Genomic DNA, 18,838 nt, shown 5'->3' with positions numbered 1-18,838 from the left:
TGTGAGGTAAGGCTTATACAATGTTATTTGTCTGAGTACTTCGTTGCGTTACCATAAGATGACGAGATAGGATACTTTTGAGCATTTTTTTGGATTTTTATATGAGCTGCCTGTATCAAATCAATGTTTGTTGCATCGGCTAACTGTAAGAGATATAAAAATACGTCTGCTAACTCTTCTTGAACTTTTGTTGTTTGTTCATCGGTTAACTTGTTGCTTTGCTCTTCTGTTAACCACTGAAATATTTCCATTAGTTCACTCACCTCAACAGATAACGCCATGGTTAAGTTTTTTGGACTATGGAACTTACTCCAGTCTCTTTCCGATGCAAAAGAACGTAGCTTGGTATACAGTTCATTGTGTTCCACACAACTGTTACTATTTGACATAATAATCCATAAGTTTTCGAAGGGTAATTTTGACACCTCTCTCCTTAAGAGACTTCTTTCTACGATTTAAGAATGTTTCCACTAGAGGTGAGGTAATATCTATATCAGAATGATGGAACATGCTGTGGCAATTAGGGCAGAGCGAAAGAATGTTTTCTGGAACATCTAGACTAACGTTAAACTCGCCTTGTTTTTCCATTGGTATTAAATGATGTGCTTCGACGAAGTTTTTCTTAGTTACACGAGACCTAAATGTAATGTGTTGAGGGTTGTTTTCACACTGAAAATTAGCATTTTCTAACGCGCTTTTAGCAATACGGAAGCTTCTTGGCCATTTACCTTTGGCATTACCATTGTCACCACGTTTTTGGGGCGGCTTTATTGGCCCTGCCTCTAAAATTATTGACTGTGCAGTTTCTACGGTGTTTTGGTAAGTTTCTTCATCTGTTGAAGGAAGTTCACTTACTGTTAATTTAGATTCTATGTTTTCCATATCATGCAACAAAAGAACACTCGGGAAAGGAGCGCGCTTTTTACCTGCCGCTATTATACTTAAGTGAAAGTTATAATTGCTGTCGCTTATAGACCAGTTCATCTTGCCAGCTTCATGAGTTTGAACCCACTTAAATCTATGTTTGAAGCTAACAGATTGTTTAGTTGGGTCGTCTTCATTTGGTGATGGCCATAATTTATAATCATCTATATAGAAATCACTAGTGATTTTACCAAGAATTACTCGGTCTATTTCGAATACAAAATCACTGACAAAATCTTCAGTTAACGTTTCATCTGGATACATCGGGTACCTATGTTCGATAAAAGGTAGATGCTTTTTCATGTATTGTTTGTTTTGGGTCCTAACTCCCACTAAAAACATTACATTATCTCCAGCTTTTATTTCTGAATGTAAACCACTAGTCCTTGTTCCCCAAGTGAAGTTCTCAAGGGCGATTTTAAGGTTCCTTTCAGTTATATCATCGTTTTTTAGTATAATTGTCCAAGTTTTTGGCATTGTCGAAAGCCCAGTTAAGTAGTTCATTTAAAACTATGTTTATTAATATAAAGGGAAGTTACCTCCCGATGAATGAATAGTCTATATCTAGGCTTCGCATATCTGGTTTTTATCTACTTTTTGGGTTTTACCTGTCGGTGTGTTGGGGGGAGAAACTTACGCTAAATGCCAGTGGCCCTACCTAGTTGGTTTTTAGTACCTTAATCAATGTCTTTTGGTTGAACATTAAGTATGGAATATACACTTATATGATATTGACTTTATTGCATATTTTTAGTCTAATTCAGCATATGCCTATAGAGGTGAGCGGACACCCTTACCACTTGGTTATTCCTCTTAACTAATGTATGACTAAGCAGGGACGTTAGTGGATAAAACATCTTTCTAATGTATGTAGTGACTATCTTTTACGTAGGTTGTGTCCGTGGAATAAACCCAGCGAAAGCTGGGTTTTTTTTAGGAGAAATTTGTGGAATTGCATGAAAAAATCACGTGGTATATTGAAAAGGAAGCAGAGAAACTAACTCTTCGCCATCACGCATATCATAATGCTTTATATGTTGAGAATGAGAGAAAGCGTCAACGGTCTTCATCACCTACAAACCTAAAAGTGGTTGCGAGACCACCACACTGGTCACAAGATAAAAAATTCAACCCTTTTTATGTAAAAAAGCACGCTAAGACAATAGCCTATTCTATTGCCAAGAAAATTGAGTCTCAAACCTATGAACCATTTGAACCATCGAAAAACAAGGTGGCTAAATCATCTGGAGGTTATCGGGAGGTAGCGATGTATCAGATTCCAGATGCTGCTATATCGACTTTTTTCTATCACCGGTTGCTGTCTAAGAATAAACACCGGTTCAGTTCATTTTCATATGCTTATCGTGATGATAGGAACGTGCATTTTGCGATTCAGGATATTGCAGTCGAACTATCACAAAATTCTAGGTTGTTTGTCGCGGAATTCGATTTTTCAAAGTTTTTTGATGCGATTTCACATAAGTATTTATTCGAACAATTTGACCTCAATGGCTTCTTCATTAGCCAAGAAGAGAGAGCTGTTATTAAAGCGTTCTTAAACGGCCGTGAAAGAGGTATCCCTCAAGGGACATCTATTTCCCTTTTCTTAGTAAACCTAGCCTGTTGGAAACTTGATAAACAATTAGAGAAAGAAGGGCTACAATTCGCTAGATATGCTGACGATACAATCGTGTGGTCACAGGACTATGCAAAAATCACTAAAGCCCTAGATATCATGAGTAATTTCTCTAAAGATGTTGGCGTTGCGTTGAATGCAGAAAAATCTGAAGGGATCAGTATTCTTAGACCTAATGGAATGAAGTCAGAGTTCCATAAAAGCAAAGATAAAGTTGAGTTTTTAGGTTACTCAATATCCATCGATAAAGTTTCAATCAAAGGTTCGTCAGTCGAAAAAATCAAACGAGAAATCTCATATGTTCTGTATAAACATCTGATTCAACCTCTAAAGTCTTCACCTCTAAAAGCTCTAAAAATGCCAGCAAACAATCAAGATGAAGCATTACTTAGTGCCATTTGTGAAATTCGTCGATATATGTATGGCAATTTATCCGAAGACATGTTGTCGGTATATCTTAGTGGACGCAGCAATCGAATATTTTTTAAAGGAGTGATGAGCTTTTACCCTTTGATTAATGATGAAGATCAAATGAAGTCTTTGGATGGTTGGTTGGTAAATGCTATTTTTAAAGCCGTCCGACATCGTGCGATTCTTCTCGCATTTCACCGTCAGCCTCGAAATCATATCTTTCCGTTTAATGTCTCAAGAGGAGAGCTTTTAAGAGGTTGTAATCGAACTCGCATCAATGGCATGAGGCTTCTTAAATACCCAAGCTTTTTAACTATATATAAAGCCATGCAGAAAGGGTTGATAGAAGTGGGGATCGCGGGTGTTACTGACTCTAAAGCTAATACTTATAACTACATGTAATGTATAAAAGACATCTTATGAATTCAATTTACCCCTTTATCACGGGGTAATTCGACTTTGAGTTAACTACCTAGTCCGAGACCTCACACGTACGTGTCTATCTTTGCATAACATCAGACCAAACGCATCAATGTTGCTGGTTACACATAAGATATAAAAATAAACTCACATCAACCACTTTAATATTGTGGACTTAGCCCCAACATCTTGTTCGTAGATGACATTTTGGAAGCCGCTATGAGAGTATCAGAGTATTTTGGTTTAAAACGCACACAAGCATATTTAGATTTTGTAGACATCCCTTTAGATACTGATTTAGCAGTATTTTTAGACCCAAATGCTATAAAGTCACTTGATTCATCATGGGGAAATGAGTTGTCTTCGTTCCTGCAGTCTTTTTTTGAGTCCGTTTTAAAAATGATAAAAAATGGAGATGATGGTCGAGCAAAAACATTGCTTGCGTCTTTAAGTGAAGGTAATGAGTTTCATTTGGGGTACTCTGTTGGGAAGTCAAGAGGGCACGGCTTTGGAGATGAGTCAGCAGATTCAGTTTGGGATGCTCTAACTAAAAGTAAGGCTGCAAAGTCCGGTTTATTGCAAGACTTAGAGGATACAGCTCTACTTATCAATGGAATAGGGACTGATATGATTTCTGACGCGGTATGCAATATCCTTCGCAGTCCGCTGATAAAGTACACTCAAGATATGTGCCGCTATTATGGGATTCCACTCACTCAAAATGTTGTTTCTGGACCTCTTTGGAATCCAATAAAAGAGGTGTGGGAAAATACGTTTGTTGATTTACCAACTACTAGTTACGGTAAAGTAATATTGGTCCCTAAAGTATTGGTCCGCAGTCGACTAAGTTTTCATTATGAAGAGTATTATAGACACTATTTGTTGCCTCAAATGCAGCATGAACATATTAAAATTCAAAGTCCCTTAGTTCAAAACCTAAAAAATGGCTCCCAGATAGTCACTAAAAAGGACTTAATGGAAAAATATGGAAAGGACAAACTGGCTGTAGTTGAGCAAACGATTTTGAGGCCACATGTATTGGATGATTATCGAGAAGCAAAAATTGATAATCCATCTAGCCCTATATCTCATGAGCAGTTTTCCGAGCTTGAACAAGTTGAAAAACCAGATGTTAGTCAATTACTGGAACAATTAAAGGCTCTGCCTGTAGGTCGTGAGACTGCAGAACAGTATGAAGACATTGTTGAAAGGATTTTGTCAGTCATATTATACCCATCTTTATGTAATCCAACTAAGCAACACAGAATACACGATGGCCGAAAAAGGATAGATATTACATACGTAAATGAAGCTAAAGGGGGCTTTTTTTATTGGTTGTCGATGCATTACCCAGCACCACACATCTTTATAGAGTGTAAAAACTACGGGAAAGAAGTTGCAAACCCTGAGGTCGATCAGCTATCCGGTAGGTTCTCACCTAGTAGGGGTAAAGTTGGGATTTTGATATGTCGCTCTATTGAGAATAAAGAGCTTCTCTATAAACGCTGCGTTGATACTGCGAAAGACCAGAGAGGTTTCATTATTGCTCTTGATGACTCTGATATAATAACTCTTGCCAACGAATACGCTGACTGTGAAGGTATACAAGATTTCACTTTGTTACGTGAATACTGGAAACAATTAGTGGACTAAAGCTTTGTTTTGGTTCAATTCTGATAAGCGGTAACTTGAAATGTGAAAGAGATATGAAGCCGAACCCACTCGTTATGGGCTCAGCTTCGTTCTCCTCTATATGTTAAAGAAGGAAAGGATCATACTTATATAGTCTTATTTTAAACTAACCTATCAACGATAATCTTATCGATTCCTAGTAGATGCTTTGAAGTTTCACCTTAAAATTTGATTAATCCTAACTCCTGTTAATGTCTCTTATGGTCTAGAGCTTGGCCTGTCGCCATCTTTAACATCATAGAGAATCTCAACTGAACGGCCTAAAGTTAGTAACAACTATCTAGCTACACATTTGCTACATAGATAATAAAAAATCAAATAATATTTAATATGTTAATGATTTAAATGCTATTTTTTGATTTATATTTAAACCTTAACAGGGCTACATGGACTCCCTCTTTTGTCAACAACAGCTCCCGCTGACAACAGTGGATCGAACAGCAGCTCTACATTCGGTGTTTAATCGGAATCGTTCCGTCACCTTGATGATATTCGCTTGATGCCAGCCTCATTCGTTAAACAGTATTTATTACTTCCCAATTAAACAGGTTTAGGCATCTCGGTCTGGTCGTATTGTCATCATTTGCTATTGCTTTGACTCGGTGAGTGTTAACCGTTTACATAGTTAATCTTATACTCTTTTCCTGTTGTTAATAACGCCCATATTATACGAGCGTTTTTTGCTGCTAGGGCGACAGTTGCTCGTTTATAACCTCGTCGTTCAACGAGTTGATTTAACCAAATACTGTTGCGATCGGTTTTCTCTTTACATCGTGCAATAACGGCTCTTGCGCCATGAATAAGTAGAGTGCGAATATGTTTTTCGCCTCTTTTGCTGATGCGACCAAGATGAACATGACCACCTGTTGAGTATTGTCTTGGAACCAACCCTATCCAAGCGGCAAATTGGCGGCTAGAGCCAAATTGTTTGGCGTCATTGACGGTCGCGACAATGGCACTTGCACTGTGTTCACCGACACCTGGAATATCCATGAGGGCTTTGGCTGAAGCCATCTCACGAACTAAAGCAGAGACTCTACGATCATAGTGCAATACTTCTAGGTTAAGGTGTTGAATCTTGTTCGATAGATCTTGAAGTAGCTCTCGAGCGAGTATAGGCAAACCATTTTCTGCATCTTCAAGGACACTACCAATAGTGTTTTGAGCCGAGTAGCGACCCTGCGGCATCACAATGCCAAATTCGGAAAGCAAACCTCTGAGCTGGTTAATAGTCGCCGTTCTTGTTTTAATTAGCCCCTGTCGAATACGGTGCAGGCAAAGCACAGCTTGTTGCTCTTCACTTTTTATAGAGACAAATCGTGTTTTGGGTCTAGATACCGCTTCACAGATGGCCTCTGCGTCATTGGCATCGTTCTTCTCATTTTGTCGATATGGAATAACGAATTTGGACGCCATAATTTTCGGGTTATGACCTAGTTTCAGTAGCTCTCTCGCCCAGTGGTGTGCACCAGAGCACGCCTCCATACCGATGAGGCAGGGCGGTAACTTCGCGAATGTGTCTAAGAGTTTGTTTCTTTTGACAGTTTTGCGTAGGACGCACTTGCCATATGCATCAACGCCGTGAATACTGAATACATTCTTGGCGAGGTCAACGCCAATAGTTTGAATGGTGGACATAGTAACCTCCAGTTCTTCAGCGTGTACTAAGTAAGTATGGCACGCAGAGTGTCAGGTAGAGGGAGTCGATATCATTCGTTAGGTGATATTGGGAAATTTAATATGTACGAAAGTCTAAAAATAGAATTTGAAAATAAAGGTATTCCCTTTAGTGAGGTTGATTTTTTTGATCATCCAAATTTCCTCAGAGCAGAACAACTAGATCCTAGTTATCTCGTAAAATTTGCTCAATTTGTAGCTGAACAACCATATTCAAATGAGTACCTTGTTAAATCTGAAAAGATAATTCGAGATGTTTGCAACATTTTAAGTGCCGAACTCATTAAAAATGGAAGAGAGGGGGCATGTGCTGATATTGCTGGAATTTTAGCTAGAATCCTTGAACAAAAAGGAATTTGGAGTGTAGCTATAAATGGCGCTGCGACAATCGAATTCCCCAAAGAGTCAGGTGAAGAAACGACATATTTTTGGTCTGTAGACAACTCAAATGCTTTTGCTGGGCATGCTTGGGTATTTGCTCCCCCATTTGCTGTGATTGATATAACGCTTAAACAACAGCCTTATGCCGGGAATAAAAAGGAATATATTCCAGTAATTAACTTGATAAAAGATGCACCCATAGCTCATAGCTTCATTGAGGATATTCTCAGCCCTGAAGCTAGGCAGTATGTAAAAATGCATCGAATTCCTGATAGTAAAGTGTTTGATTTTACAGCTTCTCAACTAAAACTTGTTCAGGCTTCGATACCAGCTCGTAATGCTGAATTAGGTCAAGTAAGCGTAAAGTATTCGCCAGTTGCTGTTTTTGCGAGCGATAATGCCTTACCGCTGATGAATAATATGAGTTTTGGTGGTTTGACACCTTATGAGATGTACAAAGAAAAAATAGAAAAAGTCGTCGAAAGTATCACCTAACAAACTGTTTAAGAGTGATTCTCAACGCTTAGCATTTTTGGTTTGCTTTGAATTTAGTGTTTACGGCACTATGCTTTAAGTGCAGTGGTCTGCGTTGCTCACCACTTAATGCGGCTAGAGAGCTAAGGAGAAATAAGTGTCACCCGAAGAAATCGAATTGTACAAAGATGCTATAAAAATCGGTGTGCCCGCTATTGTAGGTTTACTCGCAGGACTTGTACCTTATTTAATTGAGGGGAACAAAGTATCTACACAACGAATGATCGAGAAAGATAAGTCTAAACGAGAGTTGGTTTTAAGATTTTCTGATGCGTTATCGCAATATATCGGTAGTTCTTCAGCTTATATCTCCTATTTGTTGTCTAAGGAATTTAACCGTGGTGAAGAGTGGGATAAATCTGTATCCGAATCCGCGAAGAAAATGTTAGATAATGAAGTTGATAGAACAAGGGCTAAAGCTCTATCTGGTATCATTGGTGATACTGAAGTTATTGATTCTATTTTAGAGTATGACAAGTGTGTTACCAATGTGATTTCCTTGCTCGCTCATCCTAAGCGACCTGATAAAACAGAGAAGGAAGCTGTCTTGAACAGAATGAAAGATAGTGAAAAAGTGCTTCTACATTCATTGAGTAAGCTTCTTTAATAGCGCTCTAACAAACGCTTAAATAGGAGAGTCAACGCTTGGCGAGCTTATTATCAATAGCTGAGTTCTGTGTTTCTGGCATTTCAGGTGGAGAATAGTGGTAGCGTTGTCTGCCAATTAAGCGGGCGTTATGACGTTAATGAAATTGGAGGTTCTGTGTCTTACGATAAACTATTTAAAATGCCTAATCCTGTGAGTATTACTGGCCGCTCTTCGAGTATCACTAATTCTTTTGTGAATGGCATTATTCCAACAGTTAAACCGTCGGAAGTTGAGGTTCAAGAAGCGTTAGCAATATTAGGAATGAACGATAAATCTATTTGTTGCTCATATTGCGGAGACAAGTTTACTGAGTGGGACCATTTAAGGCCATTGGTAATGAACAAGAAACCTACTGGTTATATATCTGAAATCCATAATCTAGTTCCAGCTTGTGGTAAGTGCAACCAATCTAAAGGTAATAAACCTTGGGACGTGTGGATGCTTAGTGACGCGCCGTTATCACCTAAAACACGTGGTGTTAAAGATATTTCAGAAAGAATGTCTGCATTGGCTCGTTACGAGAGTTGGCAAGAGCCTACCAAAATGGATTTTGAGTCCATTGTCGGTGCTGAAACTTGGAATAAACACTGGGACAACTGGGCTAAAGTTCAGCAGTTAATGAAAGAATCTCAAGCTTTAGCTATTGAAATCAACCATAAAGTGGCTGAAGCATACAAGGCGTCATAACAAACGTTTAAGAATCGAGCTAACCAAAGAGGGCGCCAATAACGGCGCCCTTTGTGTTAGTTGGCAACACTGTAAGTGTCGTAGTCACGAAGTAAGAAGATTGCGACACAGGCTGCGAGCATTGGCCAAGAGGCGAAGAATAGAAGGTTGTTGAACGGGTCCATGTATTTTCCAAAAGAGGAAAAGGTTGAGCCTGCATGCAGGACTAAAATGGCACCATAGGTGTACTTTTTCCACATGCCTACAACGAACGCGCCTAAAAATCCGAGCTGCGCGACACCCAGAGCCATCATCGCATTGTTCGAGATGTCGATGCCGTAAAAGCCGGACAGTACTTTTGTCGCGTGCTCAGGGACAAGGATTTTATCCAAGCCCCAGAACAAGAAGACGATAAAAATGCCGATTCTCAGCAGTAGTAGGCTAGTCGCCAGTTTGGTTTGAAGTGTCTTTTCCATGATATCCCTTGTGATGCATTCAATGATGCGATGATTTAAATGTTCATCAAAGGAGACCCAGAGCCTTCGCGTTTTCTTTCGCAGTTTTTCAGTGGCTTATGTAACAGGAAATGTCTGGTTGGTTTGTTCCTCAACGTTATCGGACTCAAAATGCTGTTGCCTGAGTAAGCTGACAGTTAGGTTTATCGGCATCGGCTTATAAAAATAGAAGCCTTGGATATAGTCGACACCAAGCTTAGATAAGATTTTTACTTGTGACTCATACTCGACACCTTCGACGATCACTTGCATCCCTAAGGTGCGTGATAGTTGAAGCATGGACTCTAGCAAAGGGAGACCAAAGCTGGATTCGTCGGATATGTTTTTCACGAACACGCGATCAATCTTGAGAATGCTGAACGGGAACTGTCTTACGAAATCTAACCCTGCGTAGCCTGTACCAAAATCATCAATCGCAACTCTTACGCCCATGTTCGATAGTTTGGTTAGGTTGTCTCTAATTTTGACCATGTCGGCATCAGAACATTCACCATCTTCGGTTACTTCAAATACCACCTGTTTGAGAATCTCAGGGTGTCTTTTAAAGATGCTGATCACCTTGTTAGAGAAGTTACTGTTGGACACAACGTTGCGGCTGATGTTGACGCTGATGTATTTTGATTCGAACACGTCTTGATTGCTTTTTAACGTCATTAATACTTTGCGCAGCACGAAGTAGGTGAGCTCCTCAATCAAGCCTAAGCTTTCAGCAAGCGGAATGAAAATAGCCGGGGAGACGTTACCTTCAATTGGGTCGTTCCATCGTAATAGTGACTCACAGCCGACGATCTCGTTGGTGTTTTGGTTAACGATAGGCTGCATGTGAACATGAAGGTGTTGGTTTTTTAGCGCACTTGAAAGCGAATATTCTAAGCTCCGTTGGCTCTGCTTTTTATGCTTGATGGAAAGAAGAATAATGGTGGTGATTCCGGCCATCAAAAAGCCAAACCATAAATAGCTCAACATGAAGTGAAGATAAAACTGATACCCAATGTATGAGGTGATGGTCAATGGGTAGGTGTTTGATTGTATCCGCACCTTGGCGATTGATGAGTCAATATCGGTAGGGTGGATATCTCTTTTGATCACCTCTACTTTGGCCTGTATTCCATGGCTGCTCAGGTTTGTTTCAACAAGGTCATAGATGAAGTGTGGCGGAATCATCAGGCTCACTCCTGCATCTTCATTGTTCGAGAAAATGAGCATGATGGACTGAACTTGCGTGATGGCTGAGTTGGAATACGACAGGGTCGTTAATTTCGGGTCGTCGTTGAGTCGCTGCCTGATGGTGCTGTATAGGCGAAATGAAACGTCACCATCGGTGGTTGAACAGTAAAATCGGTTCTCTTTATTGAATACCGCTGCTTCTTTTACCCAATCGGCTTCAAAAACGTTTTGTCGAAGCTGTCTAACGATCGCGTCGCAAGACTGTTCAGGTCTAACTTCAGATAAAAAACGGTCGAACCTTGATTGGATCCCTTCTAACCTGGTTTCGACTAACCTTGATGTGTCTTCGGTTAATGTTTGGTAGTGATGCGGTGTAAAAGGAATGAGCATTGCCATGGAAAAAAAGAAAGAGATGGCAAAGTAAAATGAAGTCTTGGCAATGTTTTGGTACTTGATATCCATAGTTGGAGAAGCGTTACCGATTTATGTGAGCATTCGATTTAATTTATAAAGTTAACGATTACGTAGCAATATAAATAATTAATATTGTGAATGCAGGCACGAATTATTGATATAAATAATATGTTTTCTAGTTTTACCAGCAAAATCTTGATGTTATCTCGTTTATTTGAGTTATCGAGGCGTCATTTTTGATGATTCATGCGGATAACAAATGCTTATATCCTGATAAGTTTTGTTGTTATTTGGCCGAGCTGAATGAACTGAATGAGCTAAATATTGAGCCACGTTTAAATTAATAAAGTCATGTCACGATTCGTTTTGGTAGTGACAGCATAAAGGATGTTTATGAAAAAACTGATATCCGCACTCATAGCGGTGTGCTTCTCATTCTCTGCGTTGGCCGACGAAGGTGTTGTTGATTGCGAGAATGCGATGAATACTATCGAGATCAATCAGTGTGCGGCAATTGAGTTGGAATCTGCACAAGCGGAACTGGATAAATACCTTGCAGCCAGCTTTGAGCACAATGCTTATGATGGTGAGCTGGTGGCATCAATTAAGAAGGCTCAGGAGAGCTGGCAGGCGTACATGATGGCGCATTGTGATTCTGTGTACACCCAATGGCGTGATGGTTCCATTCGAGGGGTTATGGCGCTTTCCTGCAAGACGACGTTAACCAAGCAGCGCACGCATGAGGTGTGGGAAAACTTCTTAACTTATATGGACAGCACGCCTCCCGTTTTACCAGAGCCTAAATTAGCGCCGTAGGCAGGTTTAAAATACGTACAGGACTGTGCACCTGCTTCAACCTTTGGCGTGCGAATAAGAAAACGATAGGTGATTGCCTTACTCTTTCGTTCTTAGTCTCTAGTTCTTAGTCTCCAGCTTGAAGCATTACAGCTTTAAGTGTTACCTAGCAAGGAATCGATTTTGAATAATGTCAGTATCACGCTTATTCAGCTTGAAGTTGAATACAAGAACAAACAAATGAACATTGATTTGGTCTCTGATCTTTTGCAAGCGGAGTCGTCAGTCGGGGATATTACTTTACTGCCTGAACTGTTCACGACTGGGTATATTTTTAACGAGGCTGAAGAAATTCACGAATTGGCGGAAGACTTCGCCGACAGCATTACGATTGATTCATTAACGCAGCTTGCAGCGAAGTATCACACCTTGATTGTTGCGGGCATTGCCGAGAAAGATAGCGGCCAATATTACAACAGTGTCGTGGTTGTGGATGCTTCCGGTTTACGACACAAATATAGAAAAATCAGTCAAACCAAATTCGACAAGCAGTTCTTCTCGAGAGGGGAGGAACGCCTCACGTTTGAGCACAAAGGCTTAAAGTTTGGTGTCGCAATTTGCTTTGATATTTGGTTCCCGGAGATCATGAGAGCTTGTCAGTCGGTCGACGTTATTCTTCACCCTGCCAATTTCGGTGGCCAGCATAGTTTTGCTATTGCTCAAGCAAGGGCTTTAGAAGAAGGTTGTCATGTGGTGACGTGTAATCGGGTTGGACAGGATGTGGTTGATGCGTTTACTGCGACTTATTGTGGTGGAAGCAGAGTCTACTCACCCAAAGGGGAGTTAGTGACTCAACTTAACGAAAAGCAATCTATAGAAACCGTGAGTATTCAAGATCTATCGATTGCACCGCAATACAATGGTGTTGATGTTGAAGATGAGATGCAGCAAATCACCGCTCTCTTAAACCGTTAAATCGCTAGAACAGAGATTAGCGCGGTATCAGATCGAAAAACGCAAGGTGATTAAGCCTTGCGTTTTAGTTTGGGAACGAAGCGTTCTAAGCTTGATCGTTCATTTTATTCAGATGCTCGACTGAATGGGCGTTTTTCATCCGCTGCGCTTGATGGATATTGACCATAAGGCGATTGAGCAGCTTTTGCAGTCGTTCAATATCCGGCAGTTGTTGATTTTTGGCTTCGACTTCTAGTTCCAATGCCTGCTTAGAAAGCATGTTAAGGCCTAAGTTTAGTGACATGCCTTTAATGGAGTGCAGGGTGCGACAAAGTGGCTCTAATTCTTTCGCTAAATAGTATTCGATGACGCGATCAACCGACTGTTCGAACTCAATAATGGTTGAGTCGATGAGTAAGCTAAACCCTTCCGTGTCATCTTTCAGTATGTGTATCACTTCTGAATGGCTGATCTCTTCTTCCGTTAACCTTAACGTTTCAATAGGCTTACGATGAAGCTCGACAATATTTTCATTCTCACTCGAACCTTCGGCTGCGGTTTGTTTCGGTAATCGACTTGAGAACTGTTGTAGGGCGTCGAAGAAACTCTCTTGCTGCAGAGGTTTGGTCAGAATATGGTCGACACCCGCCTGAATAAAGTTGTCATGCGCCTCACGGAATACATCGGCCGTGTAAGCGAATATCAAGGTATCGAGTTTCAGTTTTTCACGAATGTAATTTGTTGTCTCGACCCCGTTCATTTCAGGCATATGATTGTCCATCAAGATAAGGTCATATTGAGTGGTCTTGAGACGTTCAATCGCCAATTTTCCGTTCTCTGCATGATCGACATGATGGCCGAGTTTTTCACAGAAGCCTTGTGCAACAATGGCATTAATACGGTTATCTTCCACCAACAGGATACTTAACGAGTCATAACTGAGAGTTTCTGCATCGACTGAATGGGTAGCGATGTCTTTCGCTTTGCTTTCTTGCCATGTGATAGGCAGAGAGACTTGGAATTTTGTGCCAAGCCCAACAGCACTGGTTAATGTGATTTCTCCATTCATGAGGTTGACTAGGTTCTTGACGATTGCGAGGCCAAGCCCTGTTCCGCCAAACTTCCTTGTTGTGGAAGTGTCGGCTTGTTCGAACGAATTGAATACCTGCTCGTGTTTATCTTTCGGGATACCAACCCCGGTGTCTGTCACGGTCAGAATCAACTGGTTGTTGGGGCGATTGAGGTCAGCTTGAATGGACACATGACCTTCTTTGGTGAATTTGGTCGCATTGCCGCCCAAGTTGAACATGATTTGACGTAGCCTTGCACAGTCTCCGACGAGTTGGATGTTTTTCGGTATGTTATTTTCGATCAACAGGCGAATGCCTTTTTCATCCGCTAAGGGTTTTAGTGCGCTGCATACAGGCTGCATGACTTGAACAAAGTTAAAGGGTGCAACGTCTAGCTCAAGCTTGTTTTCTTCGACTTTTGAGAAGTCCAGAATGTCGTTGAGTATCGTCATCAAGTGGTGACCAGAATCGAGAATGATGTTGATGTTCTCTTTTGTTTCGGGTTCTTGGGTCTGGCTTGCAATGATTTGAGATATTCCAAGAACGCCGTTCATTGGCGTTCTGATCTCGTGGCTCATGGTAGACAGAAAATCGCCCTTAGCTTTTACTGCGGCTTCAGCTTTGGTTCGTTCGGCGATTAGCTCCTGAGTTTTCGCTCGCATTTCACTGTCATTACTGATCAAATTGGCTGTCATTTTTTGAAAGCTTTGTTTGAGATGAGCGATTTCGTCTTGGGTGTTTATATTCGAACTCAATTCCAGAGTTGCAGCACCTTGATCCAAATGGCCAGCGGCAACTTGGTTAGTGGCCTCAAGTAGGGTGTGTAATCTTCGATTAATACGTTTTGACGCCCACGCAGCAACAAGGAGTGATATGAACACGGAAAACAGTGTTCCGAGGATTAATATGTAGCTGGTTTGATTGGCTGAGCTCTTCGATTTTTCGACCCTGAGAATAATAAGTTGTTGTTCAATTTCAATGAATTGAGCAATCTCTTGGCGGATCTCGTCAATCAATTTTTTTCCGGTTTGCTGCTGAGTGAGGTCGATGACACTTTGTATTTCAGCTTCGCCTTTATTGACAAGGCTGCGTTGATTGATCTCTTTCTCTCCAGACTGCTTCAGCCATGTTTTATGAATATCATCGATTCTATATAGGCGTTCTACTTGAGGTGGGTTATCACTCACTTGATTCGCAAGGGTTTGGAGTTTTTGAGGCCATACATCAAGAGCTAAATGGTAGGGTTCTAAAAAAACAGGATCACCCGTGATCAAGTAACCACGTTCAGCCGTTTCTAAGTCGACTGTTAAGCTGAGAAGTTCTTGAGCCCGAGCGATGGCTTTATGTGTGTGTACAACCCAACTATTGTCTTTTACAACCGTTCGGGTGTTTTCATGGACAGAAAAAGCCACGATAAGCATCAAAGCGATAGGAATCAAAAAGCTGACTAATAGCTTTTTCTGTAGGGATATATTGTCAAACCAACCCGCGATCATAAAACAGCGCTCTCCATGTCGTTGTTATTCACTGTTAGTGTAGATGATAATCAGTCGTTAAGTGCGCAAATAGTTGCTTAGTGCGTAAGTACATACTTTAGCGTGTAAGTTTCGCATATTAACGGCATTTTAGGGGCGATTAAGCGGCGTTATTATGTTTCAAAGACAAAAAAGCTAGCTCAATAAGCTAGCTTTCAACGGTGTTATGAGTGTGGCGAGTACTAAAGCGCTTTTACGCTGCTTCGTTCAACAAGAGTAGGTTCAAGTTCAACGACTTGCGGATAAGCATCTGGAGTTTGTAATCTGCTCAAAAGCGTATCCACTGCGGCTTTACCTAAACGATGTTTTGGCTGGTGGACAGTGCTTAACGCGGGTGTCATGTACTTCGACAGGTGGATGTCATCGTAGCCAATGATAGACAGATCATTCGGAATCGATGTGCCATCTTGCGCCGCAGCGTGAATCACGCCCATCGCCATCATATCGTTACTGACGAACAAGGCAGACGGCATTTCGCCACGAGTTTTTAATGTTTGGTAAGAGTCAAAACCACCGTCACATTCAAAGTTGGATTCGACAATCCACTTAGGGTTGATCTCTAAATTGGCTTCTTCCATTGCTTGCTTGAAGCCTTGATAACGAGACGAAGCTTGATTGCGGTGGAGTGGCCCTGTGATACAACCAATTTGAGAATGACCGTTATCAATCAGGTGCTTAGTTGCCATGTAGCCACCTTGATGCGAGTTGTCTTGGATCTTATCGCTCGCAAACAACATAGGGCCCCAATCCATGACTACAACAGGCAACTCTGGGTAGCGCTCGAATACATCGATATGTTCGCCTTCAAGGGTAGAACACATTAGCATCAGGCCATCGACACGCTTTTGCAGCAAGGTATCGATAGAGGATTTCATGCGTTCGCTATCGCCTTCGGTGTTACACAAGATAAGGTTGTAGCCTTTTTCGTAGCAACGACGTTCAACGCCTTTTACCACTTCACCAAAGAATGGGTTGGTGGATGTGGTCACTAGCATTCCCAAGGTTTTGGTTTGCTTCATTTTCAAGCTGCGAGCCAATGCAGAAGGCGCATAGTTGAGTTCTTTAGCCGCACTGTTAACACGCTCAGCAATCTCTTCACTGACAAAGCGTGATTTGTTGATCACGTGGCTCACGGTAGAAGTCGAAACCTTTGCGAGCCGTGCGATGTCTTTCATTGTTGCCATAAAAAAATCCTTGTGGGAATAACCTTCCACGTTGGGCTATATTCTGCCTGAAAACAGGGGCTTATTCTTGTTATTTGTTGTTACCGAATTTGAAGGCTAACATCCGTTAACTACGGTTTAGCTCAGGAGTTAACCCTTCAAATAGGTATCAAGCGAAGCAGGCAGTTGCTCTGCCAAAAACGCATCGGTTTCAGCACGGGTTGGAATCGACGTTTGAGCGCCAAAGCGGGTCACAGAGATAGCAGCAGCAGCGTGGGCAAATTTAATCGCACGCTCTAGTGGCATATCTTCAAGCAAGCCTGTCACCAACGCGCCGTTAAAGGTGTCACCTGCGGCAGTTGTATCTGTTGCTTCAACACGGAAACCTGCGATTAATTCACCTTCGCTGGCTTCATTTCCTTGACCGCGATGACTCACCCACACGCCTTTCGCGCCTAGCGTGATCATTACCGTTTCGATGCCTTTAGCATGGAGAGCCAACGCAGCCTGATGAGCAGTTGCGTTGTCTGTCACGGTAATGCCTGTCAGTACTTCAGCTTCGGTTTCGTTTGGTGTAATCACGTCAACACAAGCAAGCAGCGAATCCGACAATGGACGAGCAGGAGCCGGGTTTAGAATGACTTGCGTGCCACTCTCTTTTGCTACTTTCGCAGCGTATTCAATGCCTTCAATTGGCGTTTCAAGCTGAGTCAGCAGGTATTTAGCGCCGCGAATCTTTTCTAAGTGCGGCTCGATTTGATCGCAAGTCAGCTTGTCGTTGGCTTCCGCAGAAAGACAAATGCTGTTTTCGCCCGTTGCTGATACTTGGATCATCGCGATGCCAGTAGGCGTGTTGTCTGCAACGATCACACCGTCGATGTTGATACCATCTTTAGCGAAATCTTGACGAATATTGATGCCAAATGGGTCGTCACCGACACAGGCGATAAAGCCGATATCTGCGTTTAATCGCGCTGCGGCTACTGCTTGGTTTGCGCCTTTACCGCCAGGGATGACCTGATAGTTACCGCCAATCAAGGTTTCACCCGGACGAGGGAACGAAGGAACTTGCAGTACGTGGTCAGCGTTAACGCTACCTAAAACAATCAGTTGAGTCATGATACGAGCCTTATGATATATCGTATTTGAAAATGCATGGGTCTTTCTCATGATGTTAATTACTCGCCTTGTTAGCGGCTTATGAGAAACAGCGATGCACTGTCGGGTTTTTGCTTTTATGTTAAGTCAGTGAGTAAATGAGCTAATGAGCTAATGAGCTAATGAGTTAAGCAAAGCAGGGGATAGGGGACCCCTGCTTTATATCGCGTTACTTAGTAACGATTACTTAGCGATGATTTTTAGAGGTACTGGTACGTACTCGTCTACTGTTTCGCCTTTCAGTACTTTGTCTGCCATTTCGATGCCTAGAGAACCGATTAGGTCAGGCTGTTGTGCAACCGTTGCTCCAAGTAGGCCGCGGTTAACTGCTGCGATGCCGTCTTCTGTGCCATCAAAGCCAACGATCATCACTTCTTTACCTGAAGCTTGAACTGCGCGAAGTGCACCTAGAGCCATTTCATCGTTTTGAGCGAATACCGCTTGTACGTCTGGGTTAGCCGCAAGCAAGTTTTCCATTACGTTCAAACCTTTAGTACGGTCGAAATCAGCAGGTTGGCTTGCTAGAAGCTCAAGGTCGCTGCCGTTTACTGCGTTCATGAAGCCTTCACCACGTTCACGAGCAGCAGAAGTACCAGCGATACCTTCAAGTTGGATTACTTTCGCTTTTTCGCCCACTTTTTCCATGATGAAGTGGCCTGCCATTTCGCCACCGATTACGTTATCAGAAGCGATGTGGCTCACTACGTCACCACGGCTTGCACCACGGTCTAGCGTTAGTACAGGGATGTCTGAGCGGTTAGCAATACGAATCGCGTTAGACACAGCGTCAGAATCCGTTGGGTTAATCAGGATTGCTTTAACACCACGAATGGTTAGATCTTCAATGTTCGAAAGCTCTTTGCTTGGATCGTTTTGAGAATCAAGAACGATAAGCTTGTAGCCTAGCTCTTCCGCTTTCGCTTCTGCGCCATCTTTCATGGTTACGAAGAATGGGTTGTTCAATGTAGACAGAACGATTGCCATTGTATCTTGCGCCTGTGCAGACACAGATACCGTTGTAGAAAGAAGAGCAGCAGAAATAAGAGTCGCTAATTTTTTCATGGTGTAAGTCCTTTG

At 41.8% G+C, this 18,838-nt stretch carries 16 protein-coding genes; 7 read left to right on the top strand and 9 right to left on the bottom strand.

Going from position 1 to position 18,838, the window contains the following annotated elements; all coding sequences use genetic code 11:
* Positions 1-23: 23 nt before the first annotated feature.
* Positions 24-389 carry a nucleotide pyrophosphohydrolase gene (locus tag MSG36_RS07495; RefSeq protein WP_248367036.1) on the bottom strand — a complete coding sequence of 122 codons (366 nt, stop codon included), beginning with the start codon at positions 387-389 and terminating at the stop codon, positions 24-26.
* On the bottom strand, positions 379-1,428 hold the full coding sequence (locus MSG36_RS07490) for an HNH endonuclease (protein WP_248367033.1): 1,050 nt from the start codon (positions 1,426-1,428) through the stop codon (positions 379-381). Before MSG36_RS07490 ends, MSG36_RS07495 begins: the two co-directional genes overlap by 11 nt.
* A 442-nt stretch (positions 1,429-1,870) precedes the next feature.
* Between MSG36_RS07490 and MSG36_RS07485 the strand changes: the two genes are divergently transcribed.
* Together MSG36_RS07485 and MSG36_RS07480 are read left to right on the top strand one after the other, a co-directional pair.
* A complete protein-coding gene (locus tag MSG36_RS07485) occupies positions 1,871-3,373 on the top strand; it encodes a reverse transcriptase domain-containing protein (protein ID WP_248367030.1) in 1,503 nt (500 codons plus the stop codon).
* A gap of 237 nt (positions 3,374-3,610) precedes the next feature.
* Entirely contained in the window at positions 3,611-5,044 is a 1,434-nt protein-coding gene (locus tag MSG36_RS07480) for a hypothetical protein (RefSeq protein WP_248367027.1), read from the top strand.
* A gap of 648 nt (positions 5,045-5,692) precedes the next feature.
* On the opposite strand, the gene MSG36_RS07475 is transcribed toward MSG36_RS07480, so the two are convergent.
* On the bottom strand, positions 5,693-6,721 hold the full coding sequence (locus tag MSG36_RS07475; protein WP_248367024.1) for an IS110 family transposase: 1,029 nt from the start codon (positions 6,719-6,721) through the stop codon (positions 5,693-5,695).
* A gap of 102 nt (positions 6,722-6,823) precedes the next feature.
* Here MSG36_RS07475 and MSG36_RS07470 point away from each other — a divergent pair, with 102 nt between their 5' ends.
* The 3 genes from MSG36_RS07470 (at position 6,824) to MSG36_RS07460 (ending at position 9,011) form a co-directional block, all read left to right on the top strand.
* Positions 6,824-7,636 (top strand): hypothetical protein, encoded by an 813-nt coding sequence (locus MSG36_RS07470; protein WP_248367021.1) that lies wholly within the window; start codon positions 6,824-6,826, stop codon positions 7,634-7,636.
* Positions 7,637-7,772: 136 nt separating this feature from the next.
* A complete protein-coding gene (locus tag MSG36_RS07465; protein WP_248367018.1) occupies positions 7,773-8,282 on the top strand; it encodes a hypothetical protein in 510 nt (169 codons plus the stop codon).
* A gap of 156 nt (positions 8,283-8,438) precedes the next feature.
* Positions 8,439-9,011, top strand: coding sequence for an HNH endonuclease signature motif containing protein (locus tag MSG36_RS07460; RefSeq protein WP_206377711.1), 573 nt, complete (start codon positions 8,439-8,441; stop codon positions 9,009-9,011).
* Between the two features lie 56 nt (positions 9,012-9,067).
* Here MSG36_RS07460 and MSG36_RS07455 read toward each other — a convergent pair whose 3' ends face one another.
* Both MSG36_RS07455 and MSG36_RS07450 read right to left on the bottom strand, forming a co-directional pair.
* On the bottom strand, positions 9,068-9,466 hold the full coding sequence (locus MSG36_RS07455; protein WP_122080799.1) for a hypothetical protein: 399 nt from the start codon (positions 9,464-9,466) through the stop codon (positions 9,068-9,070).
* Between the two features lie 96 nt (positions 9,467-9,562).
* Entirely contained in the window at positions 9,563-11,134 is a 1,572-nt protein-coding gene (locus MSG36_RS07450) for an EAL domain-containing protein (RefSeq protein WP_248367015.1), read from the bottom strand.
* A gap of 345 nt (positions 11,135-11,479) precedes the next feature.
* On the opposite strand from MSG36_RS07450, the gene MSG36_RS07445 reads away from it, so the two are divergent.
* Together MSG36_RS07445 and MSG36_RS07440 are read left to right on the top strand one after the other, a co-directional pair.
* Entirely contained in the window at positions 11,480-11,902 is a 423-nt protein-coding gene (locus tag MSG36_RS07445) for a lysozyme inhibitor LprI family protein (protein ID WP_248367012.1), read from the top strand.
* A 162-nt stretch (positions 11,903-12,064) separates the two neighbouring features.
* Entirely contained in the window at positions 12,065-12,856 is a 792-nt protein-coding gene (locus MSG36_RS07440; RefSeq protein WP_248367009.1) for a carbon-nitrogen hydrolase family protein, read from the top strand.
* 85 nt (positions 12,857-12,941) lie between these two features.
* Here the strand turns inward: MSG36_RS07440 and MSG36_RS07435 are convergent, their stop codons facing one another.
* The 4 genes from MSG36_RS07435 to rbsB all read right to left on the bottom strand — a co-directional run bounded on the left by MSG36_RS07435 (position 12,942) and on the right by rbsB (position 18,823).
* Positions 12,942-15,401: a CHASE3 domain-containing protein gene (locus MSG36_RS07435; protein WP_248367006.1), complete on the bottom strand. Its 2,460-nt coding sequence runs from the start codon at positions 15,399-15,401 to the stop codon at positions 12,942-12,944.
* A gap of 221 nt (positions 15,402-15,622) precedes the next feature.
* Positions 15,623-16,624, bottom strand: a complete 1,002-nt coding sequence (locus MSG36_RS07430; RefSeq protein WP_048613455.1) for a substrate-binding domain-containing protein — start codon at positions 16,622-16,624, stop codon at positions 15,623-15,625.
* Between the two features lie 129 nt (positions 16,625-16,753).
* A complete protein-coding gene (gene rbsK, locus MSG36_RS07425) occupies positions 16,754-17,722 on the bottom strand; it encodes a ribokinase (protein ID WP_248367004.1) in 969 nt (322 codons plus the stop codon).
* Positions 17,723-17,944: 222 nt separating this feature from the next.
* The gene (rbsB, locus tag MSG36_RS07420) at positions 17,945-18,823 is read right to left on the bottom strand and encodes a ribose ABC transporter substrate-binding protein RbsB (protein WP_017058470.1); all 879 of its coding nucleotides are present in this window, start codon (positions 18,821-18,823) and stop codon (positions 17,945-17,947) included.
* Positions 18,824-18,838 lie beyond the last annotated feature (15 nt).

Source organism: Vibrio sp. 1CM8B, assembly GCF_023161685.1.
Taxonomy (GTDB): domain Bacteria; phylum Pseudomonadota; class Gammaproteobacteria; order Enterobacterales; family Vibrionaceae; genus Vibrio; species Vibrio coralliirubri.
This window is presented reverse-complemented; position numbering and strand designations above follow the sequence as displayed.

What these genes read in the sequence shown, in the direction of transcription:
- MSG36_RS07495 (WP_248367036.1), bottom strand. Translation starts at nt 389, where the DNA reads ATGTCAAATAGTAACAGTTGTGTGGAACACAATGAACTGTATACCAAG.
- MSG36_RS07490 (WP_248367033.1), bottom strand. Translation starts at nt 1,428, where the DNA reads ATGAACTACTTAACTGGGCTTTCGACAATGCCAAAAACTTGGACAATT.
- MSG36_RS07480 (WP_248367027.1), top strand. Translation starts at nt 3,611, where the DNA reads ATGAGAGTATCAGAGTATTTTGGTTTAAAACGCACACAAGCATATTTA.
- MSG36_RS07475 (WP_248367024.1), bottom strand. Translation starts at nt 6,721, where the DNA reads ATGTCCACCATTCAAACTATTGGCGTTGACCTCGCCAAGAATGTATTC.
- MSG36_RS07470 (WP_248367021.1), top strand. Translation starts at nt 6,824, where the DNA reads ATGTACGAAAGTCTAAAAATAGAATTTGAAAATAAAGGTATTCCCTTT.
- MSG36_RS07455 (WP_122080799.1), bottom strand. Translation starts at nt 9,466, where the DNA reads ATGGAAAAGACACTTCAAACCAAACTGGCGACTAGCCTACTACTGCTG.
- MSG36_RS07450 (WP_248367015.1), bottom strand. Translation starts at nt 11,134, where the DNA reads ATGGATATCAAGTACCAAAACATTGCCAAGACTTCATTTTACTTTGCC.
- MSG36_RS07445 (WP_248367012.1), top strand. Translation starts at nt 11,480, where the DNA reads ATGAAAAAACTGATATCCGCACTCATAGCGGTGTGCTTCTCATTCTCT.
- MSG36_RS07435 (WP_248367006.1), bottom strand. Translation starts at nt 15,401, where the DNA reads ATGATCGCGGGTTGGTTTGACAATATATCCCTACAGAAAAAGCTATTA.
- MSG36_RS07430 (WP_048613455.1), bottom strand. Translation starts at nt 16,624, where the DNA reads ATGGCAACAATGAAAGACATCGCACGGCTCGCAAAGGTTTCGACTTCT.
- rbsK (WP_248367004.1), bottom strand. Translation starts at nt 17,722, where the DNA reads ATGACTCAACTGATTGTTTTAGGTAGCGTTAACGCTGACCACGTACTG.
- rbsB (WP_017058470.1), bottom strand. Translation starts at nt 18,823, where the DNA reads ATGAAAAAATTAGCGACTCTTATTTCTGCTGCTCTTCTTTCTACAACG.